The following is a 21395-nucleotide window of genomic DNA, read 5'->3' on the forward strand; positions in this document are numbered from 1 at the left end:
AGTGAACCTCTCAGCCTAACGGCTGATTGTGTATCACTCCCCTCTCAGAACCATGCGAGCGGTTTTCCCGCACACGGCTCCACCTATCATCTTCACAGAATGTAACTAATATGATCTCTAAGTTGGTATATATTCACTTTCACAGTTGGTCTTGGAAGTGGAAATTTCTTTAGAAATAAAACGAATTTCTCCCATGTAAAAGACTTCTTCTGGCTTCTTCGATTGAGCCATTTAAAGAGTAACGTTCTTATATTGTCACGAAACAAATCAACCGTTGGCGAATTGTCTGTAATACAATAATAATTATAGTATCCTATAAGTGACTTTCGAATTCTATCCATGATAAATTCGGCACCTTCGGTTCTGTTTTCTTTTAGCCATTTCTTAGTTTGACGCAACTTCGCTCTCATCTTCTTGTTGTCAGTTTTCCGTTTAACTCTGAACTTGCCTTTCTGACTTTGGCTGCAGTAATGCGTGAAACCCAGAAAATTAAACGTCGGGGGTTTCCTATTTCCATTCCGCCTACTGTTCTTTTCCGCAAATCTGCCAAAGGGAATAATGTTCGTCTTGTCCTCTGCAACTTCAAGGTTAAATTTCGCCAATCTCTGTTTGAGGCCTTCAAAGAACTTATACGCGTCCTGCTGATATTGAAAACAGCACACAAAATCGTCCGCATAGCGGACGAGGTACGCTTGTCCTTTACATTCTTTACGTACTTTACGCTCAAACCATAAGTCCAGGACATAATGGAGATAAACATTTGCCAGAATAGGCGAGACAACACCACCCTGTGGTGTGCCAAACTCCTCCTTATATCGCTTGGTTTCCTCCATGTATCCGGCCTTTAAGAATCTGGCTACGAGCCTCAGTATACTGGGATCTTTAATTCGATGTTCCAGAAATGCCAGCATCCAATCATGATCCACATTGTCAAAGAATCCTTTAATATCTACATCTACAATGTAGTTCGTGTACCTCTGTTCAATGTAGACATTAAGAATCTTCAAGGCATCATGACAATTTCTTTTGGGTCTAAAGCCAAAGGAGCAGTCGAGGAAATCATTTTCATAGATTGTGTTAAGAATTTTAGCCAACCCCCGCTGCACGATTTTATCCTCGTGCTCCGGTATCCCCAATGGGCGTTTCTTCCTTGAACCAGCTTTATCAATATAGGTTCGTCTGACCGGTTGGGGGCGATAGCTTTTCTTCTTCATTCTATGAACGAGGTTCTCGACATTATCATTCAATTCTTCACCGTAGTCTTCCTTTGTAACCCCCATAATACCTGCAGCTTTATTGCCGGGTAATTCATAGTGGCATTGCTTTAAAGACTCCTCATCCAACAAATGCGCCAGTGATGTGAATTGCATCCTGGGGTGAGATCTAGCTAATTCCGCTATTCTCGATAGTTTTGTTTCCATTATAATTCCACCTCTGTGTGTAGATAATGTGTCCCTAATAAGAAATGATAGGGGGCTTACCTTTCCTCCACCGGAATTACCCGGCTTCAACGGTACTATGTAGCCCTCCGACTTCCTATCAGACATTTGGTTTCCTCACTTTGTATCGCTTGTACGCCATACTCCCTGCTTCCGCAGGAAGACCCGATAGGACCTCCCGGGTTGCCGTAACATATCCATGTCTAGCGTGCCGTGGTCACCGACCCCGGAAAGGTCTTAATAAGCTCGCCTATTTCACTTATCAAGATGTTGCATTCTGGACTGGCAAAACCATCTGCCCTTTCATTGAGTATTTCGGGGCTCAATCCCTTCAACCGTCGTTTACGGCCCACTAGCTAACAGTTTACGCTTAATGATGGAAGTTACCTTCCATCATCCAAAACTTGCTACGAGCGAGTGGCTAACTCTTACTCGGCGGGCATCCCACCCACTATATGTTACGACCTAAGCCCGGTCGCTCTGCCAGGCACTCGAACCCAAAATTCAAACCCATATGGTCATCGGAATCCGACCTATCCTTACCTTCATACAAATAAAACAAAGAAGCTTATAACGTTTTGTAACCGATGGGAATATGAGTTCCGAGGAATTCCTCACGCATTTCAACGTTTGAATGTCTGTCACTTTTTTATCTAGTCGTCAGCCGGTTGTACGCCTGGACGGAAGAGCTGGTTATCCTCAGAAGCTTCTCTTTGAAATTACGCTCCAGTCTGTCCGTTGAGATTCCAATCCAAAACAACTATCCTAGAACTTCATACATGCCAAAAACAGTCGTTCAACATATCCCGGGATTGACCACAGGAACCCCGCACTCTTTCTTGAATGCCATGCTCCAAATAAATTTAAATAAACATATAGAGAAGGCTTACCCCTTCATAGGTGAGAATTTTTTGTAAGCCTATGGGTAAAGCCTAAAAACGAAAGCCCTGCAGAGACTTTCTCTCCACAGGACTTCCACTGTATCCAGCCACTTTAGTGTTTTAAAGCAGCGGGGGACTGACCCCGATATCGAGATTTTCTCTCCACAGGACTTCCACTGTATCCGACTGCTTTAGCGCTTTAAAGCAGCGGGGGACTGACCCCGATATTCTCATACACACCGACCGCATGAAATCCTTCAAGGACAGACACCTATGCCAACACCAACCCATCTACCTGTAAAAGCAGAAGATGTGGAACTAAAAGCAACACCAGTCATGAATGGACTCTATCATACTTACAAATGATCCGCGTAATTTAATGGCATAACATAACTTGCTAGCCTTTTAAAAATGACTAAATAAAGGGGTTTTTTGGCATGCCATATTTTAACGCTCTATATCTTTATACTTCTCAAAATATCCCCCCCTTTAAATTTCTTATTATATTCCTGATTAAATATCATAAAAAAAGAAGCCTACCCGAGAAAATTTAGAGTAAAATCTTCCCGGATAGACTTTTTGAAGCGTACACCCCGATATTTTTGTTTACAACAGTAATTTGCTTATTTTATTACCTTAAATGAAGCGTTAATGGTTACCGTAACATCGTCTGCGTTGTCTGCAGTTAATGCAAACTCATACGTATTTTCACCTGTCTTACTAACGCTATTGGTTGCGCCATTTCCGGCAACTAGGTGATCAATAACTCCTGCAACAGCTGATTCTTTCGTGCTATCTTGTTCATCTTGGATTTCTATATTAGCAAATTGGTCTTTGTTTTCATATTCTACTATCTTCTGCTTTAATGTTTTAAGAGTTCCGGCTGCTTGGGTTAAATGGAACTTAGCGCCAGTTTCTACCGTAACGTCTTCTGCTCCATCTGTAGATAGTGTAACGTTCGATCCATCTTCATTAACTTCAGCAGTTACGCCTTCTGCCAGATCTAGACCTTCAATAACACCTTCAACGGCTGATTTTTTGTTCCCAGCAGTTTCGCCTTTAATCTCTAAATTCGAGAAATCAGTACCACTTACAGTGTCTTTAGCGGCTTGTAGATCTTGAGCTGCTTGGGTTAAATCAAAGGAAGCTTCAACTGTTACCGTAACATCATCTGCGTTGTCTGCAGTTAATGTAAACTCATACGTATTTTCACCTGTCTTACTAACGCTATTGGTTGCGCCATTTCCGGCAACTAGGTGATCAATAACTCCTGCAACAGCTGATTCTTTCGTGCTATCTTGTTCATCTTGGATTTCTATATTAGCAAATTGGTCTTTGTTTTCATATTCTACTATCTTCTGCTTTAATGTTTTAAGAGTTCCGGCTGCTTGGGTTAAATGGAACTTAGCGCCAGTTTCTACCGTAACGTCTTCTGCTCCATCTGTAGATAGTGTAACGTTCGATCCATCTTCATTAACTTCAGCAGTTACGCCTTCTGCCAGATCTAGACCTTCAATAACACCTTCAACGGCTGATTTTTTGTTCCCAGCAGTTTCGCCTTTAATCTCTAAATTCGAGAAATCAGTACCACTTACAGTGTCTTTAGCGGCTTGTAGATCTTGAGCTGCTATTTGTTCTTCAGTATAGACAGTCCATCCATCGTCTTCTTTAACAGCCGTGTATGTCTCCTCATTAGCATTAAATTCGAATTCACCATCTAAATTAGATGTATCAAATGAATCACCGTCTACATTATCAAAAGTGAATGTCATTTCGTTGGCTTCGTTATCTTTTGTTTCTGTTGCGACTGAGAATTTAACACTTTTATCTTCACCATAATCAACAGTCACATTTTCAGCATCTAAGTCAGTACTTGAAGTTGCTGTGAAATATGAGTTTGCTGGAGTCTGATCAAACCCATCTTGACTGAATATCCATTTTCCATCTTTATAATTAGCTGTAACTGTTCTACCTTTATCAGTAAATTCAAAGCTTTCTACACCCTTCGGCACTGTGAATTTACCATCAGTATATGCAACGTTGTCAGGAATATTTTCTACACTGCCGTTAGCGTTATATTTTGCTTCTGTTGAATTTTCTTTCGCCGTATCAACTAACTTTTGTGCTTCATCAATGAATCCTTGGTTGTGATCATAAGCATCTTCGCTCATACCAAGTTCTTTTGCTGTATCAAGATTGTCTTGCGCATTGTTTACGATCTTTTGTTTCTTCTCGATGTTTTTCTCGTTAGTTATCTTTTTAACTACACCGCTAGCGGAAGACTTAGAAAGAGAAATATAAGTATCCACTGCTGAATCCAGTGTGTTTGTATCTTCCTCACTTACAAGGTCTTTCTGAGCGTCAGTAAGATTCTCATAAGCTTCCTGTGCATCTACAAGGGCATCGCCATTTTCAAGTGGGTTGCCATCAGGAAGGCCAGTAATCTTATCTGCTACTTTATCGGCTGCTGCCTGGTTCTTATCTTCTTTCGCTGTATCAACTAGTTTTTGAGCCTCATCGATGAATCCTTGATGATGATCATAAACATCTTGGCTCATACCAAGTTGCTTAGCTGTATCAAGATTGTTTTGTGCATTATTTACGATCTTTTGTTTCTTCTCGATGTTTTTCTCACTAGTTACCTTATCAACTGCACCTTGGGCTGAACCTTTAGAAAGTGTGATATATTGTTGCACTGCTGAATCCAGTGTGTTTTTATCTTCGTTACTTACAAGGCCTTTCTGAACGTCAGTAAGATTCTCATAAGCTTCCTGTGCTTCTACAAGGGCATCGCCATTTTCAAGTGGGTTGCCATCAGGAAGGCTAGTAATCTTATCCGCTACTTTATCGGCTGCTGCCTGGTTCTTATCTTCTTTCGCTGTATCAACTAGTTTTTGAGCCTCATCGATGAATCCTTGATGATGATCATAAACATCTTGGCTCATACCAAGTTGCTTAGCTGTATCAAGATTGTTTTGTGCATTATTTACGATCTTTTGTTTCTTCTCGATGTTTTTCTCGTTAGTTATCTTTTTAACTACACCGCTAGCGGAAGACTTAGAAAGAGAAATATAAGTATCCACTGCTGAATCCAGTGTGTTTGTATCTTCCTCACTTACAAGGTCTTTCTGAGCGTCAGTAAGATTCTCATAAGCTTCCTGTGCATCTACAAGGGCATCGCCATTTTCAAGTGGGTTGCCATCAGGAAGGCTAGTAATCTTATCTGCCACTTTGTTAGCTGCTTTTTTATCTTCTACTGTTGGATCAAGATCTGTTGCAGCTGTTTTGAATGTCCACTCACCATCAGCATACTCTGCTGTGACTTCAGCATCACCATCGTCGAATGCGAAGCTGTCCACATCATATGGTACATCAAACGAACTGCCTTCAAATGACACATTTTTATTGGAAATATTTTCGACTTCAGTAACCTTTTCATATTTAGTTTCAGCAGATACTTTATCATTAACATCTTTAACTAGATTCTTTACATCACTAACAGATTCTACAGTTTGATTACCAAAGGCAATAAGGTAGTCAGATGCGTTATCTTCATTGAAAGTATCCATATTAAATTTAGCATCATCTTCATTATCCGAAGTGATATCAGCTAATTTTTGAAGTGTTGGTTTAACTTGTTCTGGTTTATTAGCATCACTTAAAGAATCAATTGTATTTAAAATGGCTTCTTCTTGTAGATCCTGGTACGCATTCTCCGCATCTGTTAACTTGTCGACGTTTTTAACTAATTTTTGTTGAGCATCTGATAAATCATCATAGGCACTTCTTGCGTTTTCTATTTGCTCTTTATGCTTTGTTTGTACGCCTTCAGCTTCAGGCAGCTCTTTGATTAATGAGCTCACTTCATTTGCTGCTTCAAAGTTTTCAATTTTGTCAGCCTCTGTGTTAACAAGATCACTTAGAGCATCTTTAATATCGCCATCAGATAGTGACCCAACAGCACCTTCAGCTGACGTTAATTTGATATTTGCATCAAAAATGTTGTCGGCTGTTAATTCACCAGTTTTATCTTGTAATGAATTGATGTGAGATGTCGCAAGGATAATATCATTCGCTGCATTAGAACGATCCATCAAGTCATCATGCTGTTCACCTATTACCTTCTGGATGGCGTTTGAAGCCTCGCGGAATGCTTCTGATGCCTCCTGACGCTTATCACCATCATTTACAAGCGTTTCAACTTTATCTGTTGAGGCAACCAAGTCTTCTAAGTCACTTGTTGCTTGTTTTGCATTATCTAAAGTTTCCTGGAGATCCTTAATTTTAGCTTCAGCATCGTCTAACTTCCATACGTTACGGAAGTCGTCTTCTTTAACAGATTCATAGCCTGTGGCTTCATTTAGTGCTTTACGCGCTTCATTTACCTGCTCTTCATCATTCAATGTGATGTTTTGCTTGATTGGTAAGTTGGTTAATGCAGTTTTAGCATCAAGACGTGCTTGTTCTTTTGCTTCCATTTTGTCTTTAAGCTCATCAATTCTGTCTTGAGCAAGCTTAAAGTGGTCATAGTTGCCGATGTCTGATTCTTTAACACCGATGTCTTTGGCGTCTTTAACTTTATCAGCTGCATTTTGTACTTTTGCTGCATCATCTTCTAAATCATCTAATGAAAAGTTAGCAGGATCACCGATTTTACTAATAGCATCTTGTGCCGTTTGGATTGCTTTTTCTTTTGCTTCTTGAGCAGCTTCTATCTCAGCAATCTTGTCTTCCAATTGGTCCATTGGATACGTGTAAAAGACGACGTTACTATCAAGGTTGTGCGCTTGCTTAACAAGATCTTTTGCGTCGTTAACTTGATCTTTTGCGTCTTGTAAATTGTCAGCTGTTACATCTTCGGGTTTAGGTAACTCATTAATAGCATCTTGTGCTTTATTGACGGCTTGATCAATTTTTTCATTCTTTTCTGTTACTAACGCTGTAATCTTGTCTTCCAATTGGTCCATTGGATACGTGTAAAAGACGACATTTTCATCAAGTTCTTTGGCATCTGCCACAAGTTCTTTGGCATTTGCAACCTCATCTTGAGCTTCTTCCAGATTATCTTGCGTTACATCCTCTGGTTTTGATAAGTTATTAATCGCGTCTTGCGCTTTATTGACAGCTTCGTCTATCTTTTCCTGTTGTTCCGACTGCACATCAGAAATTTTACTTTCTAATTGATCAATTATTTTCGTATCAAAAGATGCGTCTCCATCAAGTTCTTTAGCATCAGCAATCAGCTTATTTGCCTCTCCTACTTGATCTTGCACATCTTCAAAATTCTCTAATGTGACATCTTCAGGATTAGGTAAAGCGTTGATGGCCTTTTCAGCTTGGTCAACAGCTTTGTCGACATCGTCTTGTGCATTATCGACGAGTTTCTGGCCTTCTTGAACAAATGACATATAATGATCATACGTATCGTCATCCATACCTAATGCTTTAGACGTTTCAAGGTTCTTTTCGGCTTCAGTTACAACGGATTGCATATCTTCCACTGTTTCTGCATTATTAACAGCTTGCACTACGCCACTGGCTTCACTCTTAGTGAGGGTTTGGAATTGGCTGACTTGACTGTCAAGTTTCTTTTGAGCATCATCGTTTACAGAGTTCTGACCCTCATCTGTCAAGTCATTAAATGCTTTTTGTGCGGCTAAAATGGCGTCACCATTTTCAAGTAGATTGCCTTCTGTTGTTAAGTCTTCAATTGTTTGTTCTACATTAGCAATATCTTCCTCAGAGTCACTTTCAGTATAAGTAACTGTCATACCTTCGATATCGAAGTCATCACTTGATACAGTGTATTTTGTACCGGAGACTAATGAATTATCTTTAGATAAAACAAAAGAAGCCTTATTTCCATTAAGACTTTCAGCTTTGTATGTAGCTTTCGTGGTGTTTTCATCAACTGATAATGCGATTGTTGTATCTTCAAGGTCTGTTTCTTCTAAAGAAGCATCTTCAGCAAATGTTACTTCAACTGTTGTAGCGTTAATCGCACTTACAGATTCAACTGCTGGTGACTCAACAGTTACTGTTTTAGTAGTAAATTCAGTGACATGCTCTCCATCTTTCATACCCATAACTTTTACTGTATTTTCACCAGCATCAAGGGCCTTGGTTGTTAATTCAAAGTTCCCTTCTTTATCAAGGTCAACAGAAGCATTGTTTAATACTTCGTTGCCATCAGCATCTTCCACGACAATGTGAGCTGCCGTACCATTATTAACTTGGCCAGAAACAGTTACTGAATTATCATCATTTACATTCGCACTCACCGAATCAACTGTTATTTCTTTTTGTACTGGATCTAATTTTTTAATAGCTTCTTCAACGGAATCACCGGCAGAAAGATAGACAAGAAGAGTCGAATAATCATACTTATCCCCATTAATTTCAATTGTATTAGGGGTTTCAGCTAATGAGCCATCCGTATTGAAGTATTTGTCATATGCATCGTTATTAGGTTGTGTTATTAAAATATTTAAATAATCATAACTTTGATTATCTAAGGAGTTAAATGTAACTTGACCAAATTCTGTATCATCCGATTCTGCAGAAACGGGTGAAATAAGACTCGTACCAGCTACTGCAACAACTGCTGCTGCTGAAATACCTTTAAATGAATTTCTCATATTTTATAAAAAACCTCCTAGATTTTATGAACAGATATATCTTGTAGAGAAGTAATCTTGAATTATTATCAAGATTACTTCTCAAATTTATTTAATAGTGACTAATTACTTTTTCGGGTTAATCACTACAAGTTCTGCTTTATTGATTTCCTCTTCACTATGTCCACTGATTGTATCACCAGCAGTAGAGAACGTAGGAGCAAGACCTTCCTTATCGTAATAGTCAAGTTCTACTGTTTCACCATCTTCAAATTCTATAGTGACTTGGGAATCCTTTGAAACATTATCAAAATGTTTATTTAAATCATCCACTTTAACCCCTACTGTAAAGCTATTACCAACCGGTTCTTTTTCAATGTTAGCTCCGGACTCTTTAACAGTAACTGAATCGCTATTCTCACCTTATCCACATCTCTATTAAGTGGTTTATAATGAGCCTACACCGTACAAGCGACTTTCATCACATACGGCGTGCCATCAGTTTTATTCGATAAACTTTCTTAGGGAAATAAGTCTTCGAATAATGATTACTGACTGGGTCCCTTCGTTACGGCTAGTTTTATCCTCATCGTATGTTACCACACAACTACAAACGGCTAACCATTGTCACTACTACGAACCCGCTGCCATCTTATTAGCATCACTGGTGCTAACACACCTCTTCTAATAAGACTTCAAACGTTCCATTGTTTCCATCCCTTCGTTTGATGACCGTAGATCTCCACTATTCAGGGATGAGCAAGTCCCGTTTAATAGTTAATTGTGCGGAACTCCGTTCCACCATTTCAGATGGAAGGGTGAACACTAAACCCCTAGCTTAATTTTTCCTAGTATTCACGGCATCACCCTGGATCAACATGGATTCGTCGCCTGATCCTAGTCACCTTTTAAGGAACCCCGCCTCACTTTTGTGAGTACGTCTTCACCTGACTTCGCCCCTTTGGTCTGTTAGAACCGCATTGGACGCAGGAGGATTAGGTCTTGCCGGTAACTATTCGGCAAGAATAGGAATTCCACCCATACACTGGAAAGACAATAGTTTAAAAGAAATCCCCAAGAAACTTATACATCTTCACCATTGAATAATACAATGTTGTCGTTTCTTGGGGTAGTTTCTTCACTCATTTCGCCTTAATAGACTTATAGAGTACCGTTTCGTTTATTTTTCTTCAGAGGTGTTCTTGTTTACAGTAACTGTAACTTCTTGGTTATTATCGAATTCAACAGTTGGATAATTATCTCCATCTTTCACTTTTACTTCAGAGATGGAAATAGTCGTTTCGCCTTCGTTGGTAATCACTGAATTGGATGCCTCATCTGCATCGTTATTTTTCTTAATCACATTTTCATCGTTTGTAGTGAATTCTACATCATTAATATTCGCGGAATCAGCTTCAGTTCCTTCAATTTTTGTTATATTGTCAAGTGCTGAAGTTAATTGATAAAGACCAGCGCCACTATCTAGTTCAATTTCGGGTTTATTTGAAGTAAATTGAACATCTGCTGATTCTTCTGCTACAGTTACTACAAATTCAACATCGGTTGTAGCGTTGCCGTCGCTAACTTCGACAGTTACAGTTGATTCGCCTGCTTCTTCAGCAGTCACTTCCAACTCACCGTCAACAGTGTCAGCAGATACACTTGAACCGTCGACATCTACTGATTCAACAGTTAAGTCATCACCATCTGCATCAGTAGCAAGCTGATCAACAGTAAGTGTTACTGAACCGTCTGCTTCTAGTTCTTGATCGGAAGCATCAGCCTCTGGTGCATTGTTATCCGATCCATCATTAGAATCGTCACTATTGCCCTCATTAGCAGGCACGTCATCAGAGTCAACCGAGCCAGTCATAACAACGGCGTCAGCAAACTTGCTGCCTTTGTCAGGAAGAGCAATCGTTACTTCGTCGCCTTCTTCAACATCGCGAAGGTTCTCGTCTGAGTAGTCGGATGCATCAGAGTCGGTTGCATCGTAAACGTTGCCGTCATTGGCAAGTTCATACGTTTTTTGCGTGCCATCCATTTCAATCCGGACTTCATTGTCGCTGACACTGACGCCGTCCTTAACAACCGTACCTGTAACTAAACGATCATCTTCATCGTTTGTATCAAGATTGGTGAATCCAGTTACAAGGTCACCGGAGGAGCTTATGCTGATTTCAACAACGCTGCCTTCTTCAACATCAAAGCTTGGATCTTTCTTGTCGACGTCATACGTGACATCTTCACCATTAACCAGTGCTCTGATACGAGTGATGTCGTCATCGGACGTATCAACACGCTTAATGAGGGCTGTTTCGTCTGTATCATCATCGACGACATCTTCATAAGAAACAATGTGGGTGACGTAGCCATCTTCATCAGAGTAGACAACCGCGTCGGAAATATCGATGCCTTTTTCTTTAAGATCACCCCATGTCGTCGCACTGACGTCTTCGGTGTCCGGATCGCTATATTCGCTTTCTTTTGCATCCGATACATCATAAACCAATGTTGAGTTCTCAAGAAGATTGCCGTTTGCATACTTGGAATCTTCATCGATGGAAGACTTCAGGTCTGCAGTGTTCTTAAAGAATTCAAGCTCATCAATGTTGTTATTGTCATCTTCCACGAGATTGATGAGATTTCCGTTGTCCTTGAGGTACTCAGAAACGCTCATAACATCGCCAATGACGTTATCATCTTCATCCAATGCGATGATCGATGCATTACTCAGATCAGCACCTACATCTTCACGATCAACCGCTACGAAGCCATCCTTACCTTCAATGCCCAATGCAAATTCATCAATTTCGGTGCCATCAAAGTCTTCATCAACTTCGAATTCTTTCTTTTCACCATCCTGGATAGCTGTTACCTGATCAAGGGAGCTGACTTTTAGATCATAAAGCTTGGATGATCCTTCAGAGTCGACACCTTCAACTTCAATCATGCCATCGCCTTTGTTATCGATGTACGGTGTCAAGTCGCCTTGGAGATAGAGTGAATTATAATTCTTTTCAAAGTCGCCGACTTCACCAGTTACATAGACGATATCATTTTTATGATTCATGTGAAGTTTCACAGCGCCAGCATCCTGAAGCTGCTTAGCATCGTCATCATCAATGGTTTCAAAGTCGCCATCTTCATTTAAGAATTGAATGCCGCTGTAACTATAGTTTTTGCCGTCAACATCGAATGAATCATCGTAAACGTTGTCGATTTCGCCCTTAACAGTATTGGTGTTAACTACGGCAAGGCCATCGCCACTGTATGCATCTTCGTTGAAGAATACAACGTCGCCTTTTTCGATGTCATCGATGGAAATTTCTTTGCCATTTTTAACAATGGTGTAATCCTCAAGATCCAGATCATTGGAATCTTTTCCAAGGATGTAATTGTCATCCACTTCGTCAACCAGAACAGGGTCATCTGTGAAGTCGAATGCATAAACGCGTGCTACATCGCCGTTGTCATCAAAAATGACTTTAGCATAGTCATATTCGTTATTAACAAGGGCTTCAACGTCTTCCTGACCGTCAGCCTCAACGTTGCCATCGTCCGAGTCAGCACCGTCATTAACGATGAATTGTACATCTTCAGCAAGGTCAAATTCTGTTCCCTCATCAACGGTCTCGATTTCATCTTTTGCTGTTACTTCAATAGCGTCATAAACGACTTCTTCATTTGTGATAAGGTTGAAGTCCTGTACATTGTCGTCACCGTCATACCAAATAGCGATTTCTTGACCCAGTGCTTCCTGGAAGTTGAAGTCCATGTCTTCAGGAACGTCCAGATTGACTTTCGTCTGAGCACCTTCGCCATTATTTTCATTGTATTGAACGGTTACGTCACGCTCGCCGGAATCAACGTCTATGACACGGGCGTTATCATCATCATCGAGATATTCCGGACGAGTGAAGTTTGTCTCTAAATCACCGATTTGCAGCGTGTATTCAGTCAGACGCTCAACTTCATCCGGAGCATTGTCGCTTGTGTTGTCATAAAGCATGATTTCAGCCGACTTGCCATCAGCTGCAAGGTCAACACTTTGAACACCCGCACGATTCAAGCTAGCTGTTTCATATAGAGAAACCTCAGACTTATCAATGGAAGCCATTGGTTTGTTGAATTGGACTTCAAGCACATGACCATCGTCTGTAAGCGCACTTACGTTAGTGATCTGTTGTTTAGCGGATTCCGGATTCAGTGCACCATGAAGCATGGTAGCGAATGCACCGCGGGAAATCTCTTCGTTTGGACGGAAGTTATCCAGTTCAACTGTCAGGCCAAGATTGGCCATTACTTGCACACTGCTTTCATGGGATGGGCTAACGTTGCTCAGGTTAACGTCAACATCCTCACCATTGTCATCTTCGTCCAAGCCTAATCCACTGACAAGAACGGTAGCCATTTGTTCACGGCTGATCTCATCATTCGGGTTGAACATGCCATTGTTGCCATCGAAAGCGCCTGCTTCCGTTACAGCAGCAATTTCTTCAGCATACAGGCTGTCCGCACCGACGTCGTCATACGCTTGCAAAGCGCCCTCAACGTCAGCCGGTGTGTTCAAATCCAGTGCTTGGAAAAGCATAACAGCTACTTGTTGACGCGTAACATTGTCATAGACGCCGAATGAGCCGTCTTCATAGCCGGCTACAATGCCCTGTTCGGCCAGAGCCATAATCCCTTCGTAGTGTGAGTCACCTTCCTGAACGTCAGTAAAAGATACTGAATCTGCTGATACAGCAGGTGCAACAGCTGCGACCGCAGCGGTTGCCGCCAAAGATGACGCAGCAAACTTACGATAATTCTTCTGTTCTGCCATAAAGCGTTATCCTCCCTTTAATTAATCACATTATTAATACTATCTTCCGGACCATATACATTCGGATATGTAAAACCCAGAAAATAGAATTTCACCTAGCAATCTATTGATTCCATTTCAGTATAGACATTTCTGCGATTCTTGTCAACAATAATCAAACGACTTTCTAAGCTGCTTGCTACACGTTCATAGTTTCATATGGGGTGGCACCCGAACCGCTAGGCTGATTGCTACTTTACTAGACTATTGGAGTCAATGCAAGCTTGTTGCGTGCTTTTCATTATTTACCTCCCTTACCATTGTCATTCCGGTGTTTTTTGCCAATTTCGATTTCAGCTTATGCCCGTTTATTAAGATCATCACACCACAGGAATATATGTGGTGTGATGATCGGTTATGACTCTTTTTTTTGGCGTTTTCGAACAACATGCAACAGGAATCTCGGGAGAACGATCTGCCGTTTCCATCGCCACGGTTCGACAATCAATCGGTACAGCCATTCCAGCCCCAGTTTGCGTGTCCAGGCCGGTGCGCGTTTTGTATGCCCTGCGATAACATCGAACGAGCCGCCGACACCCTGGAAAACAGATGCATGCAGACGGGACTTGTTGTCGTTGATCCATTGTTCCTGCGCCGGACTGCCCTTGGCGACAAATACAATGTCGGCCTGTGACTGATTGATGGCCTCAATAACAGCGTCGTTGTCATCGGTGTAGCCATGCATCACACCGGCGACGTGCACATTCGGGTCATCCTTCTGCAGTTGCGCTTTGGCTTCTTCTGCGACACCCGGTTTAGCGCCGTACAGAAAGATCCGCTTCTGCTGTCTGGATGCCTCCCGGATAATGGCCATCATTAAATCAACGCCGGTAATCCGATCGGTGATACGACCGCCCTGTAACCGGGAGGCGAGCAGCACGCCGATGCCATCCGGTATTTGGTAATCGGCGGCATTAATCAGTTCCCGTAAATCGGCGTTTTGCTCTGCCTTCATGATCTTTTCCGGATTAACAGCAACGATAAAAGAATGCTGTTGCTCCTCAATCCGGTGGAACAGCTGCGGGATGAGACTATCGTATGTTTCATTCGATACATCGACGTTCAATATGGTTTCTTTGTCAGCCATTGGTTTCCTCACCTGTTCTTTGTATCTCCCAGACGGATGAAGTCAAATCCGGCGGCACGCCATGTTGCTTCGTGGAGACAATTTTTCGTATCGAGAACAATTCGTTCCGTCATCGCTTGGCCTATTTCCGCCGGGTCATAGGCCTTGAACGCATCATGGTCCGTTACGACGACGACGATGGATGCGCCGTCGATCGCGTCTTGAAGGTCTGTCACCTGATGCGGGACGCGAACATCGGTCATGTGCGGATCATACACCGTATAATCGATCTGCATCCGATTGAAGTGTTCCATAATCTTAAGCGACGGACTCTCCCGCATGTCGTCGACGTTTCCTTTAAACGACAGGCCAAGTAGCGCGACCCGTGGCTGATCCAGCTGATACTCGTTATGAAGGATGTGCCAGATTTTGTCCGCTGTGAATGCCGGCATGTCATCATTGGTATGTCGTGCCTGTGTAATCATGCGGGCGGTGTCGGGATGCCGTTCGGCCAAAAACCACGGATCGACTGCAATGCAGTGCCCGCCGACACCGGGACCCGGCTGATGGATGTTGACCCGGGGATGGCAGTTCGCTAATTGGATCGCTTCCCAAACGTTAATGCCCATCGCCTCACTCAGCTGCGCCAGCTCGTTCGCGAAGGCGATATTGATATCGCGATAAGTGTTTTCCATCACTTTCGCCATCTCAGCTGTTGTGGCATCGGTCACGTGTATGGCCCCCTGAACAAACGACTGATAAATCTCTTTCGTCCGTTGTCCGGATGCGTCGTTAATGCCGCCAACAATCCGGTCGTTGGCTTCCAATTCTTTGAAGATCTTTCCCGGTATCACCCGTTCAGGGGAATGGGCGACGTATACATCACTGCCGATGGCCAAGCCTGTCTCTTTTAACTCCGGCAGCATAACGTCTTCCACGGTCCGCGGTGGGACGGTGGATTCCAGCACGACAAGGTTGCCCGTCTGGACATACGGCACAATGCTTCGGGTGGCGGATCGGACATAATCAAGGTCAGCGGTTTTATTGTCCATAATCGGTGATGGAACGGCAATAATGAACACGTCCGCTTCAACCGGTGTCGTACCAAACGTCAGATGGCCACTGTCCACCGCTGCGGTGAGCGCCTCGTGGAGCCCCGGTTCCTCGATATGCAACTGTTTCTGATGAAGGTTACGGACTGTTTCCTCGTTGACGTCCATCCCGTGTACGTGAAACCCGTGTTTTGCGAAAATAATCGACGTCGGCAAACCGATGTAACCCAAGCCTATGACACAGATGTTTTTCACGATGTCTGCTCCTTTCCGTTTGTTGTGCCGGATAGCGAGTCACTCCGGCCGCGCCTTACTGTCTCCATCCAGGCAAGCAGGGCGAAGAAGAACATAGGGAATACCTGGTTTTCCCAAACATTATAGACGGCACCGACCAATCCGGTGAATATCCAGACATACAACATGACATGTGCGAGCGTCCGGTCCACTGGGCGCGTTTTGGCCATTCGATAAGCCATGTTCAGCATAAAGATGGCAAACAGTATCGTCCCGATGGTGCCGGTCTGCACGATAATCTGAATATATTGGTTGTCCGAGTAAAAATCAGTTCCCATATAATCATAAATATCGTTGAGCCCGTAGTCATCATAAATCGGTGATGAATAAACAAGCGCTGCCGAGTCACCGAACGTACCAAAGCCTGTTCCGATCACAGGGTAATCCGACCAGATATCCAGGCCGACTTTGACGAAGAAAATGCGGCCGGTGTTCAAGCTCCGTTCGAATTGTTCCTGATCAAACGACGAACTGAACCGGTCTCCAAGCGAGTTGCTTCCCTGTCCTTGCTGACCGGCATCCCCCCACATCGACACTATGAAGCGATCCATATAGTGAACGGATGAAAACACGAGCACAAACCCTGCTACGGCAGCAATGACAACTTGTTTGGTTAAATGTTTATCTCGTGCCAGGATTAAATAAATCACACCGGCTATGACGATGCCGATGATACTGCCCCGGGAATAAGTCAAGAGCAGCGTGCCGACTTCCAGTATGAGCGGTATGTACCATGCTTTGTTTTTGGTCACCCGCAGCAAGGCAAAGCTGGCTGCGATCGCTATGAACATATACAAGCTCATGGAGTTCGGGTTGGACAGCAAGCCGTAAATCCGTTCGAAATTGGCCGGTGAAATAAACATTTCTTTCCATGCCTGTGGAATCAGCCATTGTCGCTGTGATAGTTTTTCCACAAACCCGTGCGCGATGAGTACCATGGCGACACCGGTGATGACTTTCAGGACGTTGAGCATCTCCCCCCGGCGCCACGACAGGCGTTTAACACCGTAGTACAATAGATACATGGTGAGAAATTTACGCAGTTGAAACACGATGGCGACGAGCGAGACGCCTGTTGTCAGCGCCGCTATCGCACCCACCAGACAGAATAATAGATACGCCCATTCATACCATTCGAGCCGGATGATGGATCGATAGTCTTTTTGTTTAATCGCATCGGTGAGCACTCGGATGACCAGGACGAGAATGCCGACATCGCCTGCGTACGTCAGGCCATCACTGATCTCCACGAGAAACGGCCGGAACGGAAAATAAAGGATGAGCAGTGGTATGAGTAGTTTCGGTTTATACCATGTTACAGCTGCGAAATAGATGACTGATAGAGCGATGGCAAGACTTTTGGGCAGGAATAGGCCGACCAACAAGACGGCCACCGTGGCTATCGTAATTTGTATTAGTTGTTTGTTATCATCCATCGATGTTCAACCCCACATTTTTTAAATCGTTTTTTTGAAACTATACCTCTGTTATCATAAAGGGTTGCTGTCCTGTTATGCAAGAGGAAAATGCATGCACGTGGCTATGAATCATAGGTTAGGACAAAACCAAAACATGGTGGAATAGGTTTTAACGGCCGCTCCGGAAAAACACTTCGCTTTCCGCGGGCGCTGATAAGCCTCCTCGTGCTTATCGCACTGCGGGGTCTTATCTAGGCTTTTCATCCCGCTGGAGTCTCCGTGTTTTTCCTACGCTAAGTGTAACATCCGGGCCGAATCAGATTAGTTATCAATCGTCATTCGGGTTTTTCGTTATGCTACGAAAAAACACTCCGCTTGTGTCGTTATGCAAAAATCCGAACCAATTCAATTGTTATGAATTGCCGTTCGGATTTTCGTTAGCGAAACGTCGTTTGTCCTAGTTTCTTAAAGGCGCTTTTTTCTGACGTTCATGAGTTTCAGCAACGGCCGGTAGTTGTCACTGATCAGTCCGGTGGCTTCGACGACTAGTTCGACAAGGAGGATCAGGCCGAATAGAATCATAGTCGACCCCCAAATCGTTGCTTCCGTGAAGATAATCGCTGCGGTGCTGAAGATGCTGCTCAGCGCGTAAATCATAATAACGGTTTGCCGGTGCGAAAAGCCGAGCCGTAATAAACAATGATGCAAGTGCAACTTATCCGGCGCTGATAACGACTGGTTGTTCAGAAAACGGCGGATAATGGCAAACAGTGTATCAAGAATGGGGACGCCCAAAATGATAATCGGCACAATCAATGAAAAGATCGCAACATTTTTAAACAGTCCGATAACGGCGAACACACTGATCATGTAGCCGAGAAATAGCGCACCGGTATCCCCCATAAATAGTGTCGCCGGATGAAAGTTGAAAATGAGAAATCCAAGCGTGCTGCCGAGCAGTATAAAGCCTAACAGTGCGACGAGCGGATTACCCATGGCGATACCGAGTCCGGAGATGGTCAGTATAACGATGGCCGATACACCTGCGGCCAGTCCGTCCAGGCCATCAATCAGATTAATCGCATTGGTGATGCCGACAATCCATAGAATCGTAATCGGAATGGCGAACATGCCAAATTCGATCCGGTCAGCGAGCATACCGAACGGCAGTGTGACAAAGTCAATCTGGACCCCACCCAATACGGTTGTTGTTGCGGCGAGCAGCTGCCCGCCGAGTTTAGCCTTTGCCGACAGTTCATATAGATCGTCGAGGACACCGACGCCTGTAATGATAACGCCTCCGACCAGTACCGGCCAGGCGCTCATTGTCTCAGGCAGAAACAGGAGAAATCCGAGCAGGAATGTAAAAAATATGGCAAGCCCGCCTAAACGGGGCATAATGTTTTGATGCACTTTCCGGTCGTTTGGCTGGTCAACCGCCCCGATACGGATGGCTAATGTTTTGACGAGTGGTGTCATGAAAAATGAGACAATGATACAAACTGCTAGAGCGACGTATACCATGTCAGGATCCTCCCACCTTTTCCCTTTTAGAATCATTGATTTGTGCTTTATATATGTACTAGTTTTATAGACGTTGTGCGTGATTGATACGTTTCACTTTTATAGCAACCTTTTTTCATTATACCGTTTATAAAACAGAAATCAACATGTATCATGTTACAATTTATGTACAAGCGTGAAACAATGGCTTCCAGTGAGCGACGTGCGGCGTACGGAGATGACGGACATCGCGGGCCGCTTGAGCCGGATGTGGCTTACGTTTCTTAGTGTATCAGACGTGTATCAGAACGAGTCAACGTCGCCCTGGGTCAGCCACCAATCGCTAAGGTGATGACCGGTGTCTGCGCCCAAGTCGTTCACTACCAATGGCATCGGTCGGTCATGTTCTTTCACGCCGATACGTGCAAAAGCGTGGGCCGCTGTCGCATCAGGAGACGCCCACAGCTGGATAACGTCGGCTGCGGCGAGGGTTGCCACGGCGCCTTTGGCCAGGTATTCCCAGACGGAGGCGTCGTCATAGGCCAACGCGTCCACGACGTGTCCGATCACCGCCTGCCCCTTTTTGAACGGGACGGTTTCCGTCGTCAGCACGACATAGCCTTGTAAGTGGCCGTCCTTGCTGAGAGCGATCAATCGATACGTCGCCTCCGGATGACGGAGGTAGCGCCATTGGAGGTACGCCGCATCCCGCTTCAGCATGACCGGTTTCATCTGTTGACAGGCGTCCGCTAATTCGTCGAACTGCTCATCACACGTAGTGACCTCCCTCAACGTCCACCCTTCCGGCAAAACGTCGCCGCTCGCATGGCGCCGTTTCCAGCGTTTATACCATGTTCCTAACGTCTTGAGCGGCTTCAGAAACGAGAACACGCACGCCGCCAGGGCGACAGGGTCAAGGATCACCCGGTGCCGTGCGACATCCCCGGCATGCACCGCGTTCGTCGTTTTTAGCAGCTGCTCTTTAGCTTGTGCAGCCGGGAATCCATACAGCAGTTTGATCCCTTGATCGGTCGCAGCGGTGAGCATGGCGTCATTCAACTGGCGGTAAATGCCGCGCCCCCGGGCATCAGGGTCAACCATTGTATCGACGCGCAAGGCGATGGGCTCGGTGACACCGTTGATATAGGCATCGCTCACCCATAAAGCGATGTGGCCGAGCAGCGCCCCGTCGTCCTCATACACAAAAATAAACGGATTCAGCGCATTCGGAGGATCTCGGAACTTCCACGCCCATTCGTCCCGGGACCGGTCTTTCTCGAATACCTTGTGATATAACGCTTGTATTTGCGGCTCATCGCCGGTTTGATACGCTCGAACTGTCATCGCTTAAGCTCCTTACTGCTTCAGGCTCTGTGCATACAGCCGCCGTTTCCGGTTGATGTTTTTATAGATGGCCCATAGCAATGTATCCGTCCGGTTGGCCTGTTTAAATAGATGGGGAAACGCATGTTTATACGCGCTCAAATAGTCACAGTGTTGAATAAATGCGGCGACGGACGGCTCGAAAAAAACTTCCACCGCCCGAGCGTCCGCACGCGTCAAATGGGATTTCAGCCTGTTCAGTTCCAGAAATCCGTCAAAAGCAATCGCCTGGGATGAAAATGTGCTGATGGCTCGTTCTTTGTCCGATACGGTCGTGGAGATGTCCATAACAGCATTAATATAGTCCGGTGGTATGGGACAATTAATTTCGTATAAGCGAATGGTCACATCCGGCGTGTCAGTCGCTTTCAGGACATCGGCCAGAATCCGGGCCGTTTCGGTATGGTCCGGGTGGGCATCAATAAACGATGGGCAATAGATGACATCCGGCTGCAATGAATCGATCATGTCGTGAAAAAGAGCTCTCGCTTCGTCACTGCTCGTCACCGCTCCGTCGGGGAGGCCGAGATAACGAATGTCTGTGATGCCGAGAATGTGCTGCACCTGCTCCATTTCCTGCATACGCACAGACATGAGGCCTTCTTTGCTGAGGTCACTGACACTGTTGGATCCGTCTGTTACGAAGACACAGTGCACGTCGGCGCCTTCATTCGCATGCCGTCGAATAACGCCGCCCGGTCCAATGGTTTCGTCATCCATGTGGGGGGCCAATACGAGCACGCGCCCGGCCTGTTTCGTATCAGAAAGGGTTTTTGAGCCGCTGTAATGGCGCTGCAGCACATATCTCGTCAGCGGCCTATTTATGGGTTTCAGAATTGTCATCAATAGTTCTTTTGCCTTCATTTAAGAGACCC

10 protein-coding genes are annotated in these 21395 nt (G+C 44.3%); all 10 read right to left on the reverse strand.

Going from position 1 to position 21395, the window contains the following annotated elements; all coding sequences use genetic code 11:
• Positions 1-92: 92 nt before the first annotated feature.
• The 10 genes from ltrA to ACZ5Q7_RS02945 all read right to left on the reverse strand — a co-directional run bounded on the left by ltrA (position 93) and on the right by ACZ5Q7_RS02945 (position 21384).
• Positions 93-1547: a group II intron reverse transcriptase/maturase gene (gene ltrA, locus ACZ5Q7_RS02900; RefSeq protein WP_464432767.1), complete on the reverse strand. Its 1455-nt coding sequence runs from the start codon at positions 1545-1547 to the stop codon at positions 93-95.
• Between the two features lie 1396 nt (positions 1548-2943).
• On the reverse strand, positions 2944-8958 hold the full coding sequence (locus ACZ5Q7_RS02905) for a hypothetical protein (RefSeq protein ID WP_464433082.1): 6015 nt from the start codon (positions 8956-8958) through the stop codon (positions 2944-2946).
• 105 nt (positions 8959-9063) lie between these two features.
• Positions 9064-9270, reverse strand: coding sequence for a hypothetical protein (locus tag ACZ5Q7_RS02910; protein ID WP_343751772.1), 207 nt, complete (start codon positions 9268-9270; stop codon positions 9064-9066).
• An 847-nt stretch (positions 9271-10117) separates the two neighbouring features.
• Positions 10118-13765 (reverse strand): S-layer homology domain-containing protein, encoded by a 3648-nt coding sequence (locus ACZ5Q7_RS02915; RefSeq protein ID WP_343751771.1) that lies wholly within the window; start codon positions 13763-13765, stop codon positions 10118-10120.
• A gap of 394 nt (positions 13766-14159) precedes the next feature.
• Complete coding sequence (locus tag ACZ5Q7_RS02920; protein WP_343751770.1) at positions 14160-14891, reverse strand: WecB/TagA/CpsF family glycosyltransferase; 732 nt, start codon at positions 14889-14891, stop codon at positions 14160-14162.
• 8 nt (positions 14892-14899) lie between these two features.
• Positions 14900-16180, reverse strand: coding sequence for a nucleotide sugar dehydrogenase (locus ACZ5Q7_RS02925; protein WP_343751776.1), 1281 nt, complete (start codon positions 16178-16180; stop codon positions 14900-14902).
• Positions 16174-17652 (reverse strand): O-antigen ligase family protein, encoded by a 1479-nt coding sequence (locus ACZ5Q7_RS02930; protein ID WP_343751769.1) that lies wholly within the window; start codon positions 17650-17652, stop codon positions 16174-16176. The genes ACZ5Q7_RS02925 and ACZ5Q7_RS02930 overlap by 7 nt, the downstream gene beginning before the upstream one ends.
• Before the next feature lie 447 nt (positions 17653-18099).
• The gene (locus tag ACZ5Q7_RS02935) at positions 18100-19158 is read right to left on the reverse strand and encodes a glycosyltransferase family 4 protein (RefSeq protein ID WP_343751768.1); all 1059 of its coding nucleotides are present in this window, start codon (positions 19156-19158) and stop codon (positions 18100-18102) included.
• A 282-nt stretch (positions 19159-19440) separates the two neighbouring features.
• Positions 19441-20481 (reverse strand): GNAT family N-acetyltransferase, encoded by a 1041-nt coding sequence (locus ACZ5Q7_RS02940; protein WP_343751767.1) that lies wholly within the window; start codon positions 20479-20481, stop codon positions 19441-19443.
• Positions 20482-20493: 12 nt separating this feature from the next.
• Positions 20494-21384 (reverse strand): PIG-L deacetylase family protein, encoded by an 891-nt coding sequence (locus tag ACZ5Q7_RS02945; RefSeq protein ID WP_343751766.1) that lies wholly within the window; start codon positions 21382-21384, stop codon positions 20494-20496.
• Positions 21385-21395: the final 11 nt, after the last annotated feature.

It is taken from the genome of Lentibacillus halophilus, assembly GCF_055395055.1.